This is a genomic window from Acidisphaera sp. S103 (assembly GCF_009765975.1).
Classification (GTDB): Bacteria; Pseudomonadota; Alphaproteobacteria; order Acetobacterales; family Acetobacteraceae; genus Rhodopila.
The window spans coordinates 63,202-80,592 of record NZ_LMUJ01000085.1 but is presented as its reverse complement, the minus strand read 5'-3'; the positions used below and the strand labels follow the sequence as shown (position 1 = coordinate 80,592).

General features: G+C 63.5%; 14 protein-coding genes. 9 read left to right on the top strand and 5 right to left on the bottom strand.

All coding sequences use genetic code 11. The features are described 5' to 3' along the window. Window positions 1-187: 187 nt before the first annotated feature. Both prpC and GSQ89_RS28745 read right to left on the bottom strand, forming a co-directional pair. Window positions 188-1,342, bottom strand: coding sequence for a 2-methylcitrate synthase (gene prpC, locus GSQ89_RS28750; RefSeq protein ID WP_158931558.1), 1,155 nt, complete (start codon window positions 1,340-1,342; stop codon window positions 188-190). Between the two features lie 31 nt (window positions 1,343-1,373). Further along, a complete protein-coding gene (locus GSQ89_RS28745; protein ID WP_158931557.1) occupies window positions 1,374-2,873 on the bottom strand; it encodes an MmgE/PrpD family protein in 1,500 nt (499 codons plus the stop codon). A gap of 140 nt (window positions 2,874-3,013) precedes the next feature. Between GSQ89_RS28745 and GSQ89_RS28740 the strand changes: the two genes are divergently transcribed. After that, a complete protein-coding gene (locus GSQ89_RS28740; RefSeq protein ID WP_158931556.1) occupies window positions 3,014-3,997 on the top strand; it encodes an N-carbamoyl-D-amino-acid hydrolase in 984 nt (327 codons plus the stop codon). Between the two features lie 106 nt (window positions 3,998-4,103). Here GSQ89_RS28740 and GSQ89_RS28735 read toward each other — a convergent pair whose 3' ends face one another. Further along, a complete protein-coding gene (locus tag GSQ89_RS28735) occupies window positions 4,104-5,057 on the bottom strand; it encodes a LysR family transcriptional regulator (RefSeq protein WP_158931555.1) in 954 nt (317 codons plus the stop codon). Between the two features lie 101 nt (window positions 5,058-5,158). Here GSQ89_RS28735 and GSQ89_RS28730 point away from each other — a divergent pair, with 101 nt between their 5' ends. From GSQ89_RS28730 to GSQ89_RS28715, 4 genes are read left to right on the top strand one after another with little or no spacing between them, the layout of a single operon-like run. After that, on the top strand, window positions 5,159-6,160 hold the full coding sequence (locus tag GSQ89_RS28730; RefSeq protein WP_216856455.1) for a peptidyl-alpha-hydroxyglycine alpha-amidating lyase family protein: 1,002 nt from the start codon (window positions 5,159-5,161) through the stop codon (window positions 6,158-6,160). A gap of 5 nt (window positions 6,161-6,165) precedes the next feature. Beyond that, window positions 6,166-8,016 carry a TRAP transporter large permease subunit gene (locus GSQ89_RS28725; protein WP_158931554.1) on the top strand — a complete coding sequence of 617 codons (1,851 nt, stop codon included), beginning with the start codon at window positions 6,166-6,168 and terminating at the stop codon, window positions 8,014-8,016. Window positions 8,017-8,036: 20 nt separating this feature from the next. After that, window positions 8,037-9,041 carry a TRAP transporter substrate-binding protein gene (locus GSQ89_RS28720; protein ID WP_158931553.1) on the top strand — a complete coding sequence of 335 codons (1,005 nt, stop codon included), beginning with the start codon at window positions 8,037-8,039 and terminating at the stop codon, window positions 9,039-9,041. A 21-nt stretch (window positions 9,042-9,062) separates the two neighbouring features. Continuing rightward, window positions 9,063-9,818 (top strand): 2-keto-4-pentenoate hydratase, encoded by a 756-nt coding sequence (locus GSQ89_RS28715; protein WP_158931552.1) that lies wholly within the window; start codon window positions 9,063-9,065, stop codon window positions 9,816-9,818. 308 nt (window positions 9,819-10,126) lie between these two features. Here GSQ89_RS28715 and GSQ89_RS28710 read toward each other — a convergent pair whose 3' ends face one another. Further along, entirely contained in the window at window positions 10,127-11,263 is a 1,137-nt protein-coding gene (locus tag GSQ89_RS28710; RefSeq protein WP_158931551.1) for a mandelate racemase/muconate lactonizing enzyme family protein, read from the bottom strand. 92 nt (window positions 11,264-11,355) lie between these two features. On the opposite strand from GSQ89_RS28710, the gene GSQ89_RS28705 reads away from it, so the two are divergent. The 4 genes from GSQ89_RS28705 (at window position 11,356) to GSQ89_RS28690 (ending at window position 15,901) form a co-directional block, all read left to right on the top strand. Further along, a complete protein-coding gene (locus GSQ89_RS28705) occupies window positions 11,356-12,618 on the top strand; it encodes an alpha-hydroxy acid oxidase (protein WP_158931550.1) in 1,263 nt (420 codons plus the stop codon). Then, window positions 12,615-13,574 (top strand): peptidyl-alpha-hydroxyglycine alpha-amidating lyase family protein, encoded by a 960-nt coding sequence (locus GSQ89_RS28700; protein WP_158931549.1) that lies wholly within the window; start codon window positions 12,615-12,617, stop codon window positions 13,572-13,574. Before GSQ89_RS28705 ends, GSQ89_RS28700 begins: the two co-directional genes overlap by 4 nt. A gap of 41 nt (window positions 13,575-13,615) precedes the next feature. Continuing rightward, on the top strand, window positions 13,616-14,977 hold the full coding sequence (locus GSQ89_RS28695) for an MFS transporter (protein ID WP_174254943.1): 1,362 nt from the start codon (window positions 13,616-13,618) through the stop codon (window positions 14,975-14,977). 81 nt (window positions 14,978-15,058) lie between these two features. Further along, window positions 15,059-15,901 carry an amidohydrolase gene (locus tag GSQ89_RS28690; RefSeq protein ID WP_158931548.1) on the top strand — a complete coding sequence of 281 codons (843 nt, stop codon included), beginning with the start codon at window positions 15,059-15,061 and terminating at the stop codon, window positions 15,899-15,901. A 197-nt stretch (window positions 15,902-16,098) separates the two neighbouring features. Here GSQ89_RS28690 and GSQ89_RS28685 read toward each other — a convergent pair whose 3' ends face one another. Then, window positions 16,099-17,388 carry an MFS transporter gene (locus GSQ89_RS28685; RefSeq protein ID WP_158931547.1) on the bottom strand — a complete coding sequence of 430 codons (1,290 nt, stop codon included), beginning with the start codon at window positions 17,386-17,388 and terminating at the stop codon, window positions 16,099-16,101. Between the last annotated feature and the right edge of the window lie 3 nt (window positions 17,389-17,391).

The window sequence follows — 17,391 nt, the reverse complement described above, 5'->3', positions numbered from 1 at the left end:
TGCGAATCGATTCGCGAACACGGATTCCGCTATTCATCGTCTCGCCCATACGTGTCAACGAAAAGCAACAGTTTGGCGACATATTTATGAAAAAAATTTTCGTGCGTAGCGTTTCAGGGACGAATGGAAAAAAACAAACCGCCGCGACATTGCTGCCGCGGCGGTTCCGATCGAGTAAAAAAAGCAATCAGCCGCGCTGATCGATGGGCACGAATTTCAGGTTTTCCGGCCCTGTATAATTGGCCGTCGGACGAATCAGCTTGTTGTCGACGCGCTGTTCCATCACATGCGCCGCCCAGCCCGAGGTGCGCGCGATGACGAACAACGGCGTGAACATCGCCATCGGCACGCCCAGCATGTGGTAGCTGATGGCGGAAAACCAATCGAGGTTGGCAAACATCTTCTTCGCATCCCACATCGTCGATTCGATGCGGTCTGCTATGTCGAACATCTTCATCGATCCGGCATGCTGCGACAGCCGGCGCGCGACTTCCTTGATAACTTTGTTGCGCGGATCGGCGATTGTATAAACCGCGTGGCCAAATCCGATCACCACCTGCTTCGCTTCGATGCGCTTGCGAATGTCCGCTTCCGCTTCGTCGGGTGAATCGTAGCGGTTCTGGATCTCGAAAGAGACCTCGTTGGCGCCGCCATGTTTCGGCCCCCGCAGCGCGCCGATGCCGGCGGTCAGCGCCGAGTACATGTCGGCACCGGTGCCCGCCACGACCCGGCAGGTGAAGGTCGACGCGTTGAACTCATGTTCCGCATAGAGAATCAAAGACGTATGCATGGCGCGCACGAACATCTCCGACGGCGTCTTGCCGTGCAGCAGATGCAGGAAGTGCCCACCGATCGAATCGTCGTCGGTCTCCACGTCGATGCGCTTGCCGTTATGGGCGTAGTGGAACCAGTACAGCAGCATCGAGCCCAGGCAGGCCATCAGCCGGTCGGCAATGTCGCGCGCGCCGGGCGGGTTCTGGTCTTCCTTTTCCGGCAGCACGCAGCCCAGCGCGGAGACGCCGGTGCGCATCACATCCATCGGATGCGACGCGGCGGGCAATGCTTCCAGCGCCAGCTTCACCGCGATCGGCAAACCGCGCAGCGCCTTAAGCTTCGCCTTGTAACCAGCGAGTTCCGCGCGTGTCGGCAGCGTGCCGTGCACCAGCAGAAAGGCGATCTCCTCGAACTCACAGGTATCGGCGACGTCCAGGATGTCGTAGCCGCGGTAGTGCAGATCGTTACCGGAGCGTCCGACGGTACACAAAGCCGTGTTGCCCGCCGTGACGCCGGACAGGCCGACGCCTTTCTTCGCTCTGTTGGGAAGAGAAGTTGTCTCACTCATATGCGTTTCTCCTTGTTAGAGAAGGCCAGGGTTAGAGAATGCCGGGTTTGCCGACGACCAGCGTGCCGGCGGGCAGCGCCACGTTCAAACGGTGCAGTTCGCCGGCCGGCATGCGCGGCAGTTCCTGCGCGGCTTCCAGGAACCGGTTGGATTCCCGGGTGGAGATGATCCCATCCGTCAACGTCTGGAACTTCCGGATGTAGTCGTCGCGGCCGAACGGCCTGGCGCCAAGCGGATGGGCGTTGGCGACGGCCATCTCATCGTTCAGCACGGTGCCGTCGCGCAGGAAGATCTCGGCGCGACCACCGAAAGACAGCTCATTCGGATCGGTCGCGCGATAGCGGCGCGTCCATTCCGGGTCTTCCGTCGTTTCGATCTTGTGCCACAGCCTTACCGTGTCGGCGCGGGCCGCACGCTTCGGCGCATAGCTGTCGACGTGATGCCAGGTGCCATCCTGCAGTGCGACGGCGAAGATATACATGATCGAATGGTCCAGCGTTTCCCGGCTCGCCTTCGGATCCATCTTCTGCGGATCGTTGGCACCGGTGCCGATCACATAGTGCGTGTGATGGCTGGTGTGGATCACGATTTTTTCCACGTCGTCGAAATTGCCGATTTTCTCCCGCATGCGGAACGCGAGATCGATGAGTGCCTGCGACTGGTACTCGGCGCTGTGCTCCTTGGTGAAGCTGTCGAGGATCGCGCGCTTGGCCTCACCGGGTGCCGGCAGCGGCACGACGTAGTGTGCCTGGGGGCCGTCCAGCAGCCAGGCGATGACGCTGTCCTCACCTTCATAGATCGGGCTGGGAGCATCCTCGCCGCGCATCACGCGGTCCACCGCCTCGATCGCCAGCTTGCCGGAATGGGCCGGCGCATAGGCCTTCCACGAACTGATTTCACCCTTGCGCGACTGCCGCGTGGTGAAGCTGACATGCACCGCCTGCTGGATCGCCTGGTAGATGATGTCCTGCTTCAAGCCCAGCAGCGTGCCGATGCCGGCGGCCTGCGCCGGGCACAGATTGGCAATGTGGTCGATCTTGTGCTCGTGCAGGCAGATCGCGCGCACCAGGTTGATCATGATTTCGTAGCCGGTGGCGATGCCGCGGATCAGGTCCTTGCCGGATTTTTCCATCGTCTGCGCGACGGCGAGGATCGGCGGGATGTTGTCGCCGGGATGCGAGTAGTCGGCGGCAAGAAACGTGTCGTGCATATCCAGTTCGCGCACCGCCACGCCGTTGGCCCAGGCAGCCCATTCCGGGCTGACGCGCTTGCTGGACGGCACGCCGAAGACGGACGCGCCGTTCTTGTTCGGACGCGCCAGGGCCATGTCGCGCGCCGACACGATGGCATGGCGGTTGGTCGAGGCGATCGCCACCGAGGCGTTGTCGATGACGCGGTTGACGATCATCTCCGCGACGGGCTTTGTCACCGCGACTTTGTCGGCCGCTACGCCGGCGAACTTCCACGCGAGTTGGTCTTCCCGCTTCAGGCCTGCCTTCGATGGGCTGACCCTCACGTCATGATCGATCATTACCGTCCTCCCTGCATGTCCGGCCCACGTGTCAGGCCACCTTTTTGCTTCGTAGTGTCACGGCACCGGAACGGCAAGTTCGGGCGGTTGCGTATCTGGGTAGCCGTGGCATCGTGGCCCGGTTTGAGAAGGAGGATTGCTTGTCCCGCATCATCACCGTCGCCGCCGCTCAGTTGGGGCCGATCCAGAAGGCCGAACCGCGTTCGGTGGCCGTCGCGCGCATGGTCCGGCTGCTGGAACGGGCGCACAAGCGCGGTGTGGAACTGGTGGTTTTTCCGGAGCTGGCGCTGACTACGTTCTTCCCGCGGCACTATCACGACGACATCGCCGAAGCCGATTGCTGGTTCGAAACGGCGATGCCGTCGAACGAGACGGCGCCGCTGTTCGATGCGGCCCGGCGGTACGGGATCGGATTTCACCTGGGATACGCCGAGATCGCGTATGAGGCGGATGAAACCGGCAGCGTGCGCAAGCGGCGGTTCAACACTTCGATACTGGTTGGGCCGGCGGGCGACGTCCTGCTGAAATATCGCAAGGTGCATCTGCCGGGGCACGCGGAGTACAATCCGAAACGTGTCGTGCAGCATCTGGAGAAGCGCTATTTCGAGGTCGGCAACCTGGGCTTTCCAGTGATTCGGGCGCCGATGGGCGGGGTGGACGGCATCAACATGGGAATGATGATCTGCAACGACCGCCGCTGGCCGGAGGCGTGGCGGGTGCTGGGGTTGCAAAGCGTGGAACTGGTGGCGCTGGGCTACAACACACCGAGCCTGAACATGGAGGCCGGTGGGTTCGAGGCGCATCATCTGCGGGTGTTCCACTCGCATTTGTCGATCCAGGCGGGATGCTATCAGAACGCCTGTTTCGCGGTCGCCACGGCCAAAGCGGGTGTGGAGGATGGTTGCGAGTTGTTCGGGCACTCCATCATCGTCAATCCGCAGGGGGAGATCGTCGCAATGGCGGCAAGCTGGGACGATGAGCTGATCACCGCGGACTGCGACCTGGATCTGTGCGTGCTGGGGCGGACGACTATTTTCGCGTTCGAGAAGCACCGGCGGCCAGAGGCGTATGGACGGATCACCGGACAGGTGGGAGCGGTTGCGCCGCCGGTTTGGGAGAAATAGGGGGCGTTGACCTTTCGCACGCATCTTGTCCTGTGCGCTTTCAGGCCCAATGCGCGATCTTGCGCCTGAAAGCGGCGCGATGATGGGTCGATCCCGGCTACCGTCGTCAGATCAACCGCTCCGGTTCCGCCGCGGTTCGGTGGCTGGTTTGCAGATCCTGGACGCCTGCTTCAAGCATGTATGTGCGATCTCGCAGCAGCGCCATGACGCGATTGATCGCCGGCGACAAGTACCCGTTGCGCACTGATAAGGAGCCGACACGTCTTCGCAGCACAATGCCAGACAGATCCAGTTCGCGGAGCGCCACGCCCTCACCATGTGCCAGGTCACGTCGCGATAGAAACGTCAGCAGGTCGGTCTGGCTCACGACACGGCGCAGCATGATGACGGTATCCGCCTCGACCTGGATGCGCGGGGTGGGCACCCCGGTCGACTGCAAGGTCCGCAGCAACCACGCTGTCGATGCCAGCGACGCTGCCGGCAAAAGCCAACTGAACCTGGCAAGGTCGGCTGGCCGAAGCCCCGGCCGATCCAGCGGATGCCCGATCCGAGCGGCCACCACCATCATGTCCTCGGCGATCGGGAATGATTCGAATTCCGCCGCATCGCCGTCGACCAGCGGCGTGATCGCAAGATCCAGCCGCCCCTCACGCAACCCCTGGCGCAGGACATCGCCCAATCCGGTGGTCACCTGGAATGTCAGCCCGGGCGCCTCGATCAGCAGGCGGCGGAACAGCTCCGGCAGCAGCCATTCGGCCGTCGTCGGGCCACTGCCCAGGCGCACGTGACCCGCGTCCCCGCGCGCGATGTCGGTGATCTCACGCAGCGTGTCCTGCATTTCGAGGACGATGCCTCGGGCACGCACCAGTAACGCGTGGCCCACCTGGGTTAGCTTCAGGCCGCGGCCCACGGGCTGAAACAGCCGAGCGCCGATCTCGGTTTCCAGGCGGCGAATGCATTTGCTGAGGGCGGGTTGACTGCGGCCAATACGCTCCGCGGCCTGGTGCAAATGACCGGTTTCGGCGGCAGCGATGAAATAGCGCAGGTCCCTGGCGTCCATTGATCACCAAAAGTAATCGATTGGGTCGAAAAAGCAAATTGTCCAACCGAGCAGCGCGGCCCAGACTTAAGCAGCAGAACAAAAGATGATGGAGGACGGGCGTGCAGGAAGGCCAGGAAGTGGTCGATGGTCAGGTGATCCTCGGCGAAGGCGCGTTCCGCTATCGGGTGAACCGCGATTGGGCTCAGCTTCCCGATGGCTGGAGCTTCCACGAGGTCGCCGCGGTCGGGGTGGACCAGAACGACAACGTGTTTGTCTTCAATCGCGGTCAGCACCCGATGATCGTGTTCGACCGGCAGGGGAAATTCCTGCGCTCGTTTGGTGAGGATACTTTTTCCCACGCGCACGGTATCCAGATGGCAGCGGACGGCACGATCTACTGCACCGATGACGGCGACCACACCGTCCGGCAGGTCACTCCGGAGGGCAAGGTGCTGATGCAGCTTGGCGTGCCCGGCAAGGCATCGCCGTTCATGTCCGGCCAGCCGTTCAACCGCTGCACGCATACGGCACTGTCGCCCAGCGGCGACCTGTATGTTTCCGACGGCTACGGCAACGCTCGGGTCCACAAGTATTCGCCTGACGGCAAGCTGCTGCTGAGTTGGGGGCGTCCCGGCAGCGGTCCCGGTGAGTTCAACCTGCCACACAATATCGTCTGCGACCCGGATGGCTGGGTCTATGTCGCCGACCGCGAGGCGCATCGCATCCAGGTGTTCGACGGCAACGGCAAGTTCGAGACGCAGTGGAACAACCTGCACCGGCCCAGCGGGCTGTGCATGACGTTCGGCCGCTGTCCGCTGTGCTATGTGGGTGAGATCGGGCCGTATATGTCCGTCAACCGGCAGTATCCGAATATCGGGCCGCGGGTCAGCATCCTCGACGGCAAGGGCAATGTGCTGGCTCGCTTGGGCCGGACGCATGATGCGACGGGGCAGGAACCGGGGCAGTTCATGTCGCCGCATGGGATCGCGGTGGACTCGCGTGGCGATATCTATGTGGGGGAAGTGGTGGCCAGTTCCTGGCCGTCAGCGTTTCCGGGGAAACCTCGGCCGGACAATCTGAAGGCACTGCAGAAGCTGGAGAAACTGCCCGATCCTGGCTGATCGCGATGCAGATCGTCTCCGAAAAGCCGTTGGTCGCCGGACCCGGGATTGGCGTGGTGCTGGATCGCTGGTTCGGCCATCTGCTGGCGACGGTGTGCGTGGTACTGCTGACGGCGGAGATCGTGCTGCTGAGCATCGGCGTGGTCGCGCGCTACGCCTTCCACGCGCCGCAGATCTGGGTGGACGAACTGACGTCGCTGCTGTTCCTGTGGCTGGCGATGCTGGGTGCGGTGCTGGCGGTGCGCGGACGGGCGCATATGCGGATGACGGCGCTGATCAACCGCACCGCGCCGAGGGTTCGGCGTGGGCTGGAGGCGTTCGCGGTGACGGCCGCGGTGGTGTTCCTGCTGTCCACCCTGATGCCGGCGCTGCGTTACGTGCAGAACGAGCAGATCGTCAGCTTGACCACCATCAATCTGTCGATGGCATGGCGGGCGGCGGCGATGCCCGTGGGGATCGCGTTAATGCTGGTCGCCATGCTGTCCCGCGTGCGGCGCCCTGGGCTGGCGGATGCCGCCGGGTTTGCGGTGTTCCTGGCGCTTTGCGGGGTGATGGTGTTGCTGGCGCCGGTGTTTCACCATCTCGGCAATCTGAACCTGCTGGTGTTTTTCCTGGGGGTTGCCGCGGCGACCGTGCTGGCCGGCATCCCAATCGCGTTTTCTTTCGGTATCGCGACACTCGGCTACCTGGCGCTGTCGACGCATATCCCGCTGTCGGTGCTGGTTGCCCGCATGGACGCGGGCATGAGCCACCCGGTGCTGCTGTCTATTCCGCTGTTCGTGTTCCTGGGGCTGCTGATCGAGATGACCGGCATGGCGGCCGTCATCGTGACGTTCCTGTCCAACCTGCTGGGCCATGTGCGTGGCGGGCTGTCCTATGTGCTGATCGCGGCGATGTACCTGGTTTCCGGCATCTCCGGGTCGAAGGCGGCGGATATGGCGGCGATCGCGCCGGCGCTGTTCCCCGAGATGGTGAAGCGCGGCATCCCGCGCGGCGAACTGGTTGCCCTGCTGGCCGCCACCGGGTCGCAGACCGAGACGATTCCGCCCAGCCTGATCCTGATCACGATCGGATCGGTGACCGGGATTTCCATCGCCGGCCTGTTCGCCGGCGGCGTGGTGCCGGGGATCACCGGCGGGCTGTTCCTGGCCTTCGTGGTTTGGCTGCGTGCTCGGCGCGGTGACAATGTCGCGCCACGCGCCAGTGGCTCCGCCATCCTGCGCAGCCTGGTCGTTGCCCTGCCGGCACTGGCGCTGCCGTTCGTGATACGGGCAGCGATCGTCGAAGGGGTGGCGACGGCGACCGAGGTGTCGACCATCGGCATCGTCTATGCCTGCGTCGCCGGGCTGCTGATCTACCGGCGGTTCGAGTGGGCCAGGTTGTGGCCCATGATGGTGCAGACCGCCAACCTGTCGGGCGCCATCCTGCTGATCGTCGGCGCCGCCACGGCGATGGCCTGGGCGATCACCCAGTCCGGCATCTCACGCGGGGTGGCGGCCTGGATCGTCCATGTCCCCGGTGGCGCGGCGTCGTTCCTGGCGGTCTCGGCGCTGATCTTCATCGTGCTGGGCAGTGTGCTGGAGGGCATTCCGGCGATCGTGCTGATGGGCCCGCTGCTGTTCCCGATCGCGCATCAGCTTGGGCTGAATGAGGTGCATTATGCCGTGGTCGCCGTGCTCAGCATGGGCGTGGGGCTGTTCTCGCCGCCGTTCGGCGTTGGCTATTACGTCGCCTGCGCGATCGGGTCCTGCGATCCGGAGGAAGGGCTGCCGTATATCGGCCGCTACATCCTGGCGTTGCTGATCGGGCTGGTCGTGGTGACGGCCGTGCCATGGCTGACGACCGTTGCGTTATGAATAAAGGTGGAAACGAAACAATGAAAACAACACGACGGGCAATGGCCCTGGGTGGCGCCGCGCTCGCGCTGGGGTCACGCCGGGCTCGGGCGGATGCTGAATTTTCCTATAAGATTGGCACCAGCACGCCGGCGGCACATCCGTTCAACAAGCGGCTGCAGGAGGTCGGCGATCGTATCGCCAGCGACAGCAAGGGACGCATGGAGCTGCACGTCTTCCCCGACAGCCAGTTGGGCGGCGACAACGACCTGCTGTCCCAGGCCCGCAGTGGTGCGATCGAATTCTGCCAGCCGACGGGGCAGATCCTGTCCTCGATCCTGCCGGTGACGGCGGTCAATGCGCTGGGGTTTATCTTCGCCGATTACAGCAAGGTATGGCCAGCGATGGATGGCGATCTGGGGCGCCTCGTGCGGAGCCAGATCATCGCCAAGGCCGGGCTGATGCCGATGGACCGGATGTGGGACCTTGGTTTCCGGCAGATCACCACCAGCAACCACCCGGTGCGGACTGTTGCCGACCTGGACGGCTTGAAGCTGCGCACGCCGATAGCACCAAGCCTGATCAGCCTGTTCCAGGCGCTGAAGGCGGCACCGGTGGGGATGCAGTACGGTGAGGTCTACTCGGCACTGCAGACGCACATCGTCGATGGACAGGAAAACCCGCTGTCGCAGGTGGAGGCGGGGAAGTTCTACGAGGTGCAGAAATACTGCTCGATGACCAACCATGTGTGGGATGGCTTCTGGATCTGCTGCAATGCCGATGCCTGGCATGCGCTGCCGCCCGATCTGCAAACGATCGTTGCTCGGAACTTCAACGAGGTGGCGATCGACCAGCGGGCGGACATCGCCAAGCTGAACGAGTCGACGAAAAGCCTGCTGGTCGGCAAGGGCATGGTGTTCAACGACACCGATCCCGACAGTTTCAGGGCGCAGTTGCGTGCGGCGAAATTCTACGCGGAGTGGCGGGGGAAACTCGGTGACGAGGCCTGGACAACGCTGGAGAAATATGTCGGTAAAATCGGCTGACGGGGGATGAGGGGCAAGTTCATGAACCAGGAAAGTGTGCAGGCGTTCGTCGAGGCGCGCAGCCGGCGGCCGGACTGGTCAGGGATCGCGCCGCCGCTTCGCCCCTCGACGATCGAGGATGGTTACCGCCTGCAAGCTGCCGTCCATGATCGGCTTGCCGCTGGTGGCGACGTTCGGGTGGGCTGGAAGGTCGGGTGCACATCGGTCGGCGGCCAGCGTGGTTTCGGGTTGCGGGAGCCGGTCTATGCGGGGTTGCTCGCCAGCGGGCGGTCGCCGTCGCTGGCGGATGCTTTGGGCCGGGGGTTGGCCAGCCCATCACTGGAGTGCGAGATCGCGGTGGTGTTGCGGCGTGACCTTGACGGTGATGATGTGGATGTTGCGGACGCGATCGGTGCTTGCCACATCGCGTGCGAAATCATCGATAACCGTTACGGCGACGCTATGGCGGTCGGGGTGCCCAGTCTGATCGCCGACGACTTCTTCCAGGTCGGCTTTGTCCTCGGGCCGGAAAATCCCGCGTGGCGCACGCAGGATCTGACCACCGCCGCAGGCTTCATCGAGATCGATGGCCAGCGCAAGACTGGTTCGGCACAGGATGTACTGAGCGCATTCGACTCATTGCGATGGCTGGCAAAGGCGCTTGCACGAAACGGACTTTCGTTGCGTGCAGGCGAGATCGTGCTGACGGGCACGCTGGTAACCCCTACCCCCATCACGCTACCAGCCAAGGCAGTGTCTATGGGTATTGCCGGGTTTCCGGCATTGGAATTGGGCTGAGGCGGCAGTGCTCGTCTGGGCTGGTTCGTATTTTGGTTCGACAAAGCAATCAAGCGCACACAGAGTTGCACCGAGTTTGCACGGAGTTGCACCGAGAAGACCATGTTACGCTACATGCACTAAGTTCGGCCATGAACGCCAAATCAACCGCGCGAAGCGCCCAATTCTTTTCTCAGTGCCACTCTGTGCAAACTCGGTGCAACTCTGTGTGCGCTTGATTACTTCCGTGCGAACACCGCGCAATTTCGTGTCCGCTTGATTGCTTGTTTCAACCGGAAGGAGATCGGTGGCTTCCTTCCATCATCATTCTACGCGTCCGCGCGAAAGCGCGTAAGAACCTCGCGGTTCACCTCGATCCCCAGGCCAGGTCCGGTCGGAACCGTGACGTAGCCGTTCACCGGTGCGATCGGTGCCGCCAGCAGCGCGCTGCGCACCGGATGTTCGGTGCGGTCGAATTCCAGCATCGGTTCCACCGGGTTCAGCGACGGCGGTGTCCAATCCGCGGCCACCGACAGCAGTTGTACCGCGGCAGCAACGGCGATGCCGGTACCCCAGACATGCGGAGCGAACCGAACGCCGAAGGCCAGCGCCATGTCGGCGATCTTCTTGCACTCGGACAGGCCGCCGGCGGCGCATAAATCGGGCTGGATATAGTCCGCGGCCCGGCGTTCCAGCAGGCTACGGAAGCCGATGCGGGTGAATTCGCACTCCCCGGTGGCGATGGGGATCGACAGTGCGGATTTTACCGCCAGATGGCCGTCGAGGTCCTCGGGCGGGACCGGTTCCTCGAACCAGCCGATGTCGTATTTTTCGATGCGGCGGCCAAGGCGGATCGCCTCCACGGCGTCGTAGGCGTGGTTGGCGTCGATCATCAACCCGATGTCGGGGCCGATGGCTTCGCGCACTGCTCGCACCGCCTTGACGTCATCGTCCACGCCGAAGCCGACTTTCAGTTTCATCGCCTGAAAGCCGAGGGCGCGGGATTCGAGAGCTTCCTCGCACAAATACACCGTGTGGTCGGGGCGGTCGCGGCGGTACAAGCCAGTGGCATAGGCCTTGATCTTGTCGCGCACCGGCCCGCCCATCAGCCGGTGGATTGGCTGGCCAAAATACTTGCCCCTCAGGTCCCACAGCGCGATGTCGATCCCGCTGAGGCCCTGGATGACGACTCCCTTCTGTCCGTGGTCGCGGTAGCGGGCATACAGTTCGTGCCACAGGAATTCGCCGCGCACCGGGTCTTGTCCGATCAGAAACGATCCGAGTTCCTTCACCACGGCAGCATTGATGCGCGCCGGACCGTAACATTCTCCCCAGCCAACCAAACCCTCATCGGTGGTGATTTCGACGATCATCGACATTCGTTTCGCATACCACATGCGTGAATACGCGAATGGTTGCGCCAGTTGCGCTTCCAAAACATGAGCTCGAACGTCGGTGATCTTCATGGCGGCCTCGTTCCCCGGTGGGGTGATCCTTGACGGGAGGTCCAATCATATTACCATACGCCTAGAAGCCGCAACCACGGGGAGACACGCGGATGCCGGCCGACTTCGCCGATGCCACGACCGAACCGCGCAGCGAGGAACGGGTCTATTCCTCGGTTACGCCACAGCTCGCAGCCGATCTGCCCGCCAGACTGGCGGGCATCTACGCCCTGGACGACCTGGAGCCACGCGCTCGGCGTCATCTGCCGCACCGCATCTTCGGCTTCGTCGAAGGTGGCGTGGAAACCAATGCTGCACGCGACGCCAACCGCAACGCCTTTGCCGCTTGGTCGTTCCGCCCGCGCGTGCTGGTCAATACCGTCGGCCGCAGCCTGGGCGCATCGCTGTTCGGCAAGACCTACGCCGCGCCGTTCGGCATCGCGCCGATGGGCGCCACGTCGCTGATGGCGTTCGAGTGTGAACGGGTGCTGGCCGAAGCCGCCGGCGCCGCCAACATCCCGTTCGTCCTCAGCGGTTCGTCGCTGATGCCGTTGGAAACCATCCTGAAAGCCAATCAGGATGCCTGGTTCCAGGCCTACATCCCCGGCGACCGCACGCGCATCGGCCCCCTGGTCGATCGCGTGGCAAAAGCCGGCTACCGCACCCTTGTCATCACCGTCGATGTGTCGGTGGCCGGCAACCGGGAGAACAATGCCCGCAACGGCTTCATGCTGCCACTGCGACCGAGCCTGAGCCTGGCCTGGGATGGCATCACCCATCCGCGCTGGCTGTTCGGCAATCTGTGCCGGACGCTTCTCACCCGCGGCATGCCGCACTTCGAAAATGTCGACGCAGTGCGCGGCGCCCCGCTGATCGCCGCCCAGGCCGAACGCAGCTTCGGCCGCCGCGATGCACTGTGCTGGGACGACATCGCCTGGATCCGCGACCGCTGGCCCGGAACACTGGTGCTGAAGGGCATCCTGGCACCCGAGGACGCCCAACAGGCCGAGGCACTGGGGATCGACGGCATCATCGTGTCCAACCATGGCGGACGGCAGCTCGATGGCGCCATGCCGTCCCTGGCGGCACTGCCCGAGGTCCGGGATGCCGCCGGCCAGATGACCGTGGCCATGGACAGCGGCATACGCCGGGGCACCGATGTGCTGAAGGCACTGGCGCTGGGCGCGCAGTTCACCTTTGTCGGCCGGCCGTTCCTGTATGCCGCCGCGATCGGCGGCAAGGCCGGCGTGCGGCACGCGATCTCCCTGCTGTCGCTGGAGATCGACCGCAACATGGCGATGCTGGGCTGCACCGGCCTGGACCAGGTCGGCCCGTCGCTGCTGGTCGCCTCGCAACCGGGAAGGATACGCGCATGACGGCCATCGTCGGATCAGGCGATTTCAAGTTCCGGGTCGAGCCCGGCTGGGCGAAACTGCCGGATGACTGGGACCTGAAGGACGTCGGCGGCGTCGCCGTGGACAAACAGGATCGGGTATTCGTATTCAACCGCGGCGACCGGCCGATGATCGTGCTCGACCGCGACGGTACGGTGCTGAAGACGTGGGGCGAGACGATATTCAACCGCCCCCACGCAGTGCATCTGACCCCCGACGGAACCATCTGGTGCGCCGATGAAGGCGATCACGTCATCCACCGCTGCACCCTGGACGGCGCGGTCCTCTCGACCCTCGGCACCAAAGGTGCGCCGGCACCGGAGTTCAGCGGCCAGCCGTTCAACCGTCCGACGCAGACCGCGCTGACGCCGGATGGCGACATCCTGGTCGCTGACGGCTACGGCAACGCCCGGGTGCACAAATACGGCGCCGACGGGCGCTGGAAGCTGTCCTGGGGCGATTTCGGCACCGACCCGGGCCAGTTCAATGTGGTGCACAACATCACCTGCGACGATGACGGGTTCGTCTACATCGCCGACCGCGAGAACTACCGCATCCAGGTGTTCGACACCGACGGCAAATTCGTGACGCAATGGCACAATCTGTTCCGCCCCTGCGGGCTGTATATGCACGGGACCAGACAGCCGATCTTCTTCGTCGGCGAACTCGGGCCGTTCCTGGCGATCAATCGTCGGTATCCGAATATCGGGCCGCGTATCTCCGTCCTGGATCACAAAGGCCAGTTGCTGGGCCGGCTGGGCGCGCCGCATGCCGGCACGGAAGACGGCGCGTTCATCGCGCCGCACACGCTGGCGATGGACTCCCGCGGCGACCTGTATGTCGGCGAGGTCTCCTACTCCGCGTGGGAGCATGTTTTTCCCGGGGCCGCCAGGCCTCGGCGTATCCGCAGCCTGCAGAAGCTGGTGCGGATCAGTTGATCGGAGTGCAGAATAAATAACGGGATAGGGAAACGTCCGACGTGTCAACGACTGTCACTCAACAGACGGCGATGGATGAAGCTGTCAGGCATATCGCCGGCACCTACGCGCCGAAGGGCAACTACATCGGGATCCTGATGCTGGCTTCCCTGTTCGTGGAGGCCTGGGACTATTACTCGATCGCCTTCGTGCTGACGTTCATCCGCCAGCAGTTCAATCCGTCGCCGCTGCTGCTGGGGCTTAGCGCCGCCGGGGTGCAGGCGGGTGCGGTACTGGGCGCACTGCTGGGCGGCTGGCTGACCGACAAGCTAGGGCGGCGGGTGATGTTCATGGCCAGCATCGCGCTTTTCATCGTGCTGGCAGCGATGCAGGCCTTTGTGACCAGCATCGAGCAGTTGATCGTCATCCGTTTCGTCCTGGGCATCCCGTTGGGGGCCGACGTCACCACCAGCTATACCTACATCATGGAATATCTGCCCACCGGCCGGCGCGAGGTCATGGGCAACCGATGGCAGGTCATGTACGCCGCCGGCCAGGCGGTCTGCGCGGCGGTGGTGGCGCTGTTCCTGGTCTCTGGCATGTCGCACGAATGGATGTGGCGGGTGATCCTGGGGCTTGGAGCGGTCCCGGCGGTGATCATCCTGATCATGCGCAGCGAGTTGCCGGAGACGACGATCTGGCTGGTCCGCCAGGGCCGGTTCCGCGAGGCCAAGGCGACATCGCGGCAGATCTACGGCGACAGCCTGGACATGCTGCCGGATATGGATGTCACGATAAGGAAGCCGCCGCTGCGGGAATTCCTGAGCGACCTGCGCCAGGATCCGGTCCGCTGGCGGGCCAGCATCTACAGCTGGATTTCGTTTCTGTGCTGCGGTGGCCAGTTCTCGACGTTCGGCTTCTACATTCCGGTGATCTTCATGATGGTCGGTGTGTCATCGATCATCGGCACCAGCCTGATGACCGGGCTGATCTGGGTGATCGCCGGCATCGCCGCCTGGGTCGGGCCGGCGATGCTGCCCAGGCTGGGACATCGCGGCGTCGGCATCGCCGGGTTCTCCACCGTGATCGTCGGGCTGTCGATCGCCGCCTATGCGCTGTACACGGGGCATCCGTTCCTGCTGCCGCTGGCCGCCGCCATCATGATGTGGGGGCATATCTGGGCGGTCACCAATCCGCTGACGATCGCCACCGTGGTGTCTCGGGCGGAATATCGAGGGGTCGCCGGCGGCTTGACCTACGTGTTCAACAAGATCGCGGTGTTCATGGGGATTTTCCTGTTCCCGTCGCTGTTCGCCATGATCGGCCAGGCCAACGCCACGACGTTCGTGCTGGTGTTCCCTATCGTTGGCCTGCTGGCGGCGATCTTCATCTTCCGCGAGGTGTACGGGTTCCAACTGGATTGAAGGGTCGTACTGGCGCTTCCACCCTCTGGACAAAAACCAGCCGCGGTCGCCAAGCTTGCATGACAAAGAGGAGATCCCCCGATGACGATTATCGATTCACAGGTTCACGCCTATGAGGCGAACACGCCGAAGCGCCCCTGGCACAACGTCCCGAACTGGCCCGCGCATGTTACGGGTGATGAGATGGTGGCGGCCATGGACAAAGTCGGGGTCGACGGCGCGATCTTCATCTCCGCCTTCGGCCTGTACCGTTATGACGGCAGCTATGCGGTGCAAGTGCAACAAGCCCATCCCGACCGTTTCGCGATCATCAAGCCGGTCGATCCGGACGATCCCAACGTTGCCGACGTTATCGCCGACTGGAAGAAGACGCCGGGGACGGTCGGAATCCGCATCATGCTGCCGAAGGAGTCAGGACGGAAGGCCGACGATCCCGGCATCGATCGGATCGCCCGAGCCGCCGCTGCCCACGACTTTCCCGTCAATGTCCTGTTCTGGGGCAATCTGGAGGTCGGCACCGCTCTGATCGACCGCCATCCCAACACGCGGTTCATCATCGATCATCTGGGCATCGTGCAACCGCATGTGCCGCCCGCACCGCCGCAGGCTTGGGCCGATCTGCCGAAAGTGCTGGAACTGGCGAAGCGCTCAAACGCGGTGATCAAGGTGAGCGGCGCCTGCACGCTGTCCCACCAGCCGTTCCCGTTCCCGGACATCTGGGACCCGCTGGCCCGTGTGTTCGACGCCTGGGGCTTCGAGCGCTGCCTGTGGGGCACGGACTGGACTCGCGCCTATGCGGTCGTCAACTTCGAGCAGGCCGTCGAGCCGTTCCTCAAAACCGACCGCCTGAGTGACTCGGAGCGAGCCATGCTGATGGGCGGCGCCTGCGCGAAGGCTTATGGCTGGTCGCCGCGGAAAGCATAGGACTCCGTTATCGATCGTCGGGGGCACCAGCGAATATCGCTGGTAGCCGCCGGTTCCCGATGATCGTAAATGGCCGAAGGCAGAGCGGTTACATTTGAGTCATTGGCGACGCGAAGTGGACCTTGTCAATTCAGGTCCGGCGCTGGCATCCGGTTCATCGAGGAGCCGTGTTGTCTGGCCCCCACCCCAGCCGCTCTCTACCTTGCCCGGGCCTCACGCCCGTCCCAGACCTCGACCCGCCGCGTCCTGATCCCAAACAACAGCAACGACAATGCCGCGCCGATGACCGCCAGCGCGAGCAGGCCAATCCGGTAGCTGCCAGTCTGCTGATACAAATACCCCATCAGATAAGGCCCGGTGAAACCAGCGATGTTGGCGATCGAATTGATCGTCGCGATAGCCGCCGCCAGGGCCGGGCCTTGCAGAATCCGTTCCGGCAGCGCCCAGAACGCCGGCAGGTAGCCGAACATGAAAAATCCAGCCACGACAAGGATCGCCATCTTCGCCACCGGTGCATCGAACAGCGTGGACACCGCCAGGCACGCCGCGCACAGGACGATCGCCGCCCCCGCGCAGCCTCGCCGGTTCTGCGTTGCGTCCGAAATGAATCCGAACGTCATGATACCGAACAGCGCCGCCACGTAGGGCAATGCGGAGACCATTCCCACCATCGTATTCGACAGACCGAACCCTTTCACGATCTGCGGCAGGAAAAAACTGAGACCATAGTTGATGATAACCGCCCCGAAGCAGACCAGACCCAGCGCGAGAACGCGCGGGTTGCGCAAGGCGTCCAGCGGCGCATGGCCATGCGCGGCGTCCGTCTGTTCGGCTGCCATGCGCTTGACCAACCATTCGCGTTCCTCAGCGCTGAGCCAGGCGGCTTCGCTCGGGCGGTCGGTCAACACGCGCAGCAGCACGAATGCCAGGATCAACGTCGGCAACGCCTCCAGAACGAACAGCCACATCCAGCCCCGCAGACCCAGGACACCATCGAGACCCAGAATCAGGCCGGATACCGGCGCGCCGATAACCGTGGACAGCGGGATGGACAGCCAGAACAGCCCACCGATACGGGCACGATACGAGGACGGGAACCACGTGGTCAGGAAGAACACGACACCGGGATACAGGCCCGCCTCGGCAAAACCGAGCAGGGCGCGGACGGCATAGAAGCTGTATTCACCGCGGACGAAGACCATGCAGAGGGAAACCAGGCCCCAACTCAGCATGATGCGTGACAGCCACCGTCTGGCGCCGACCCGTTCGAGAATGACGTTGGAGGGCACCTCGAACAACACATAGGGCAGGAAGAACACGCCGGCCCCGAAGCCGTACGCGGCGGCGGACAGTCCGATATCCCGGTTCAGGGTGATGGCCGCGAAACTGACGTTCACCCGGTCCAGATAGGCCAGGAAAGCCGCCGTGATCAGTAACGGAACGAACCGTCGCGCCACCTTCCCGATGACAAATTTTTCCTGGACCATGTC

Coding starts and splice junctions, on each gene's coding strand:
- GSQ89_RS28715 (WP_158931552.1), top strand. CDS start 9,063: ATGAACCAGGAAAGTGTGCAGGCGTTCGTCGAGGCGCGCAGCCGGCGG.
- GSQ89_RS28725 (WP_158931554.1), top strand. CDS start 6,166: ATGCAGATCGTCTCCGAAAAGCCGTTGGTCGCCGGACCCGGGATTGGC.
- GSQ89_RS28700 (WP_158931549.1), top strand. CDS start 12,615: ATGACGGCCATCGTCGGATCAGGCGATTTCAAGTTCCGGGTCGAGCCC.
- GSQ89_RS28720 (WP_158931553.1), top strand. CDS start 8,037: ATGAAAACAACACGACGGGCAATGGCCCTGGGTGGCGCCGCGCTCGCG.
- GSQ89_RS28705 (WP_158931550.1), top strand. CDS start 11,356: ATGCCGGCCGACTTCGCCGATGCCACGACCGAACCGCGCAGCGAGGAA.
- prpC (WP_158931558.1), bottom strand. CDS start 1,342: ATGAGTGAGACAACTTCTCTTCCCAACAGAGCGAAGAAAGGCGTCGGC.
- GSQ89_RS28690 (WP_158931548.1), top strand. CDS start 15,059: ATGACGATTATCGATTCACAGGTTCACGCCTATGAGGCGAACACGCCG.
- GSQ89_RS28735 (WP_158931555.1), bottom strand. CDS start 5,057: ATGGACGCCAGGGACCTGCGCTATTTCATCGCTGCCGCCGAAACCGGT.
- GSQ89_RS28685 (WP_158931547.1), bottom strand. CDS start 17,388: ATGGTCCAGGAAAAATTTGTCATCGGGAAGGTGGCGCGACGGTTCGTT.
- GSQ89_RS28745 (WP_158931557.1), bottom strand. CDS start 2,873: ATGATCGATCATGACGTGAGGGTCAGCCCATCGAAGGCAGGCCTGAAG.
- GSQ89_RS28710 (WP_158931551.1), bottom strand. CDS start 11,263: ATGAAGATCACCGACGTTCGAGCTCATGTTTTGGAAGCGCAACTGGCG.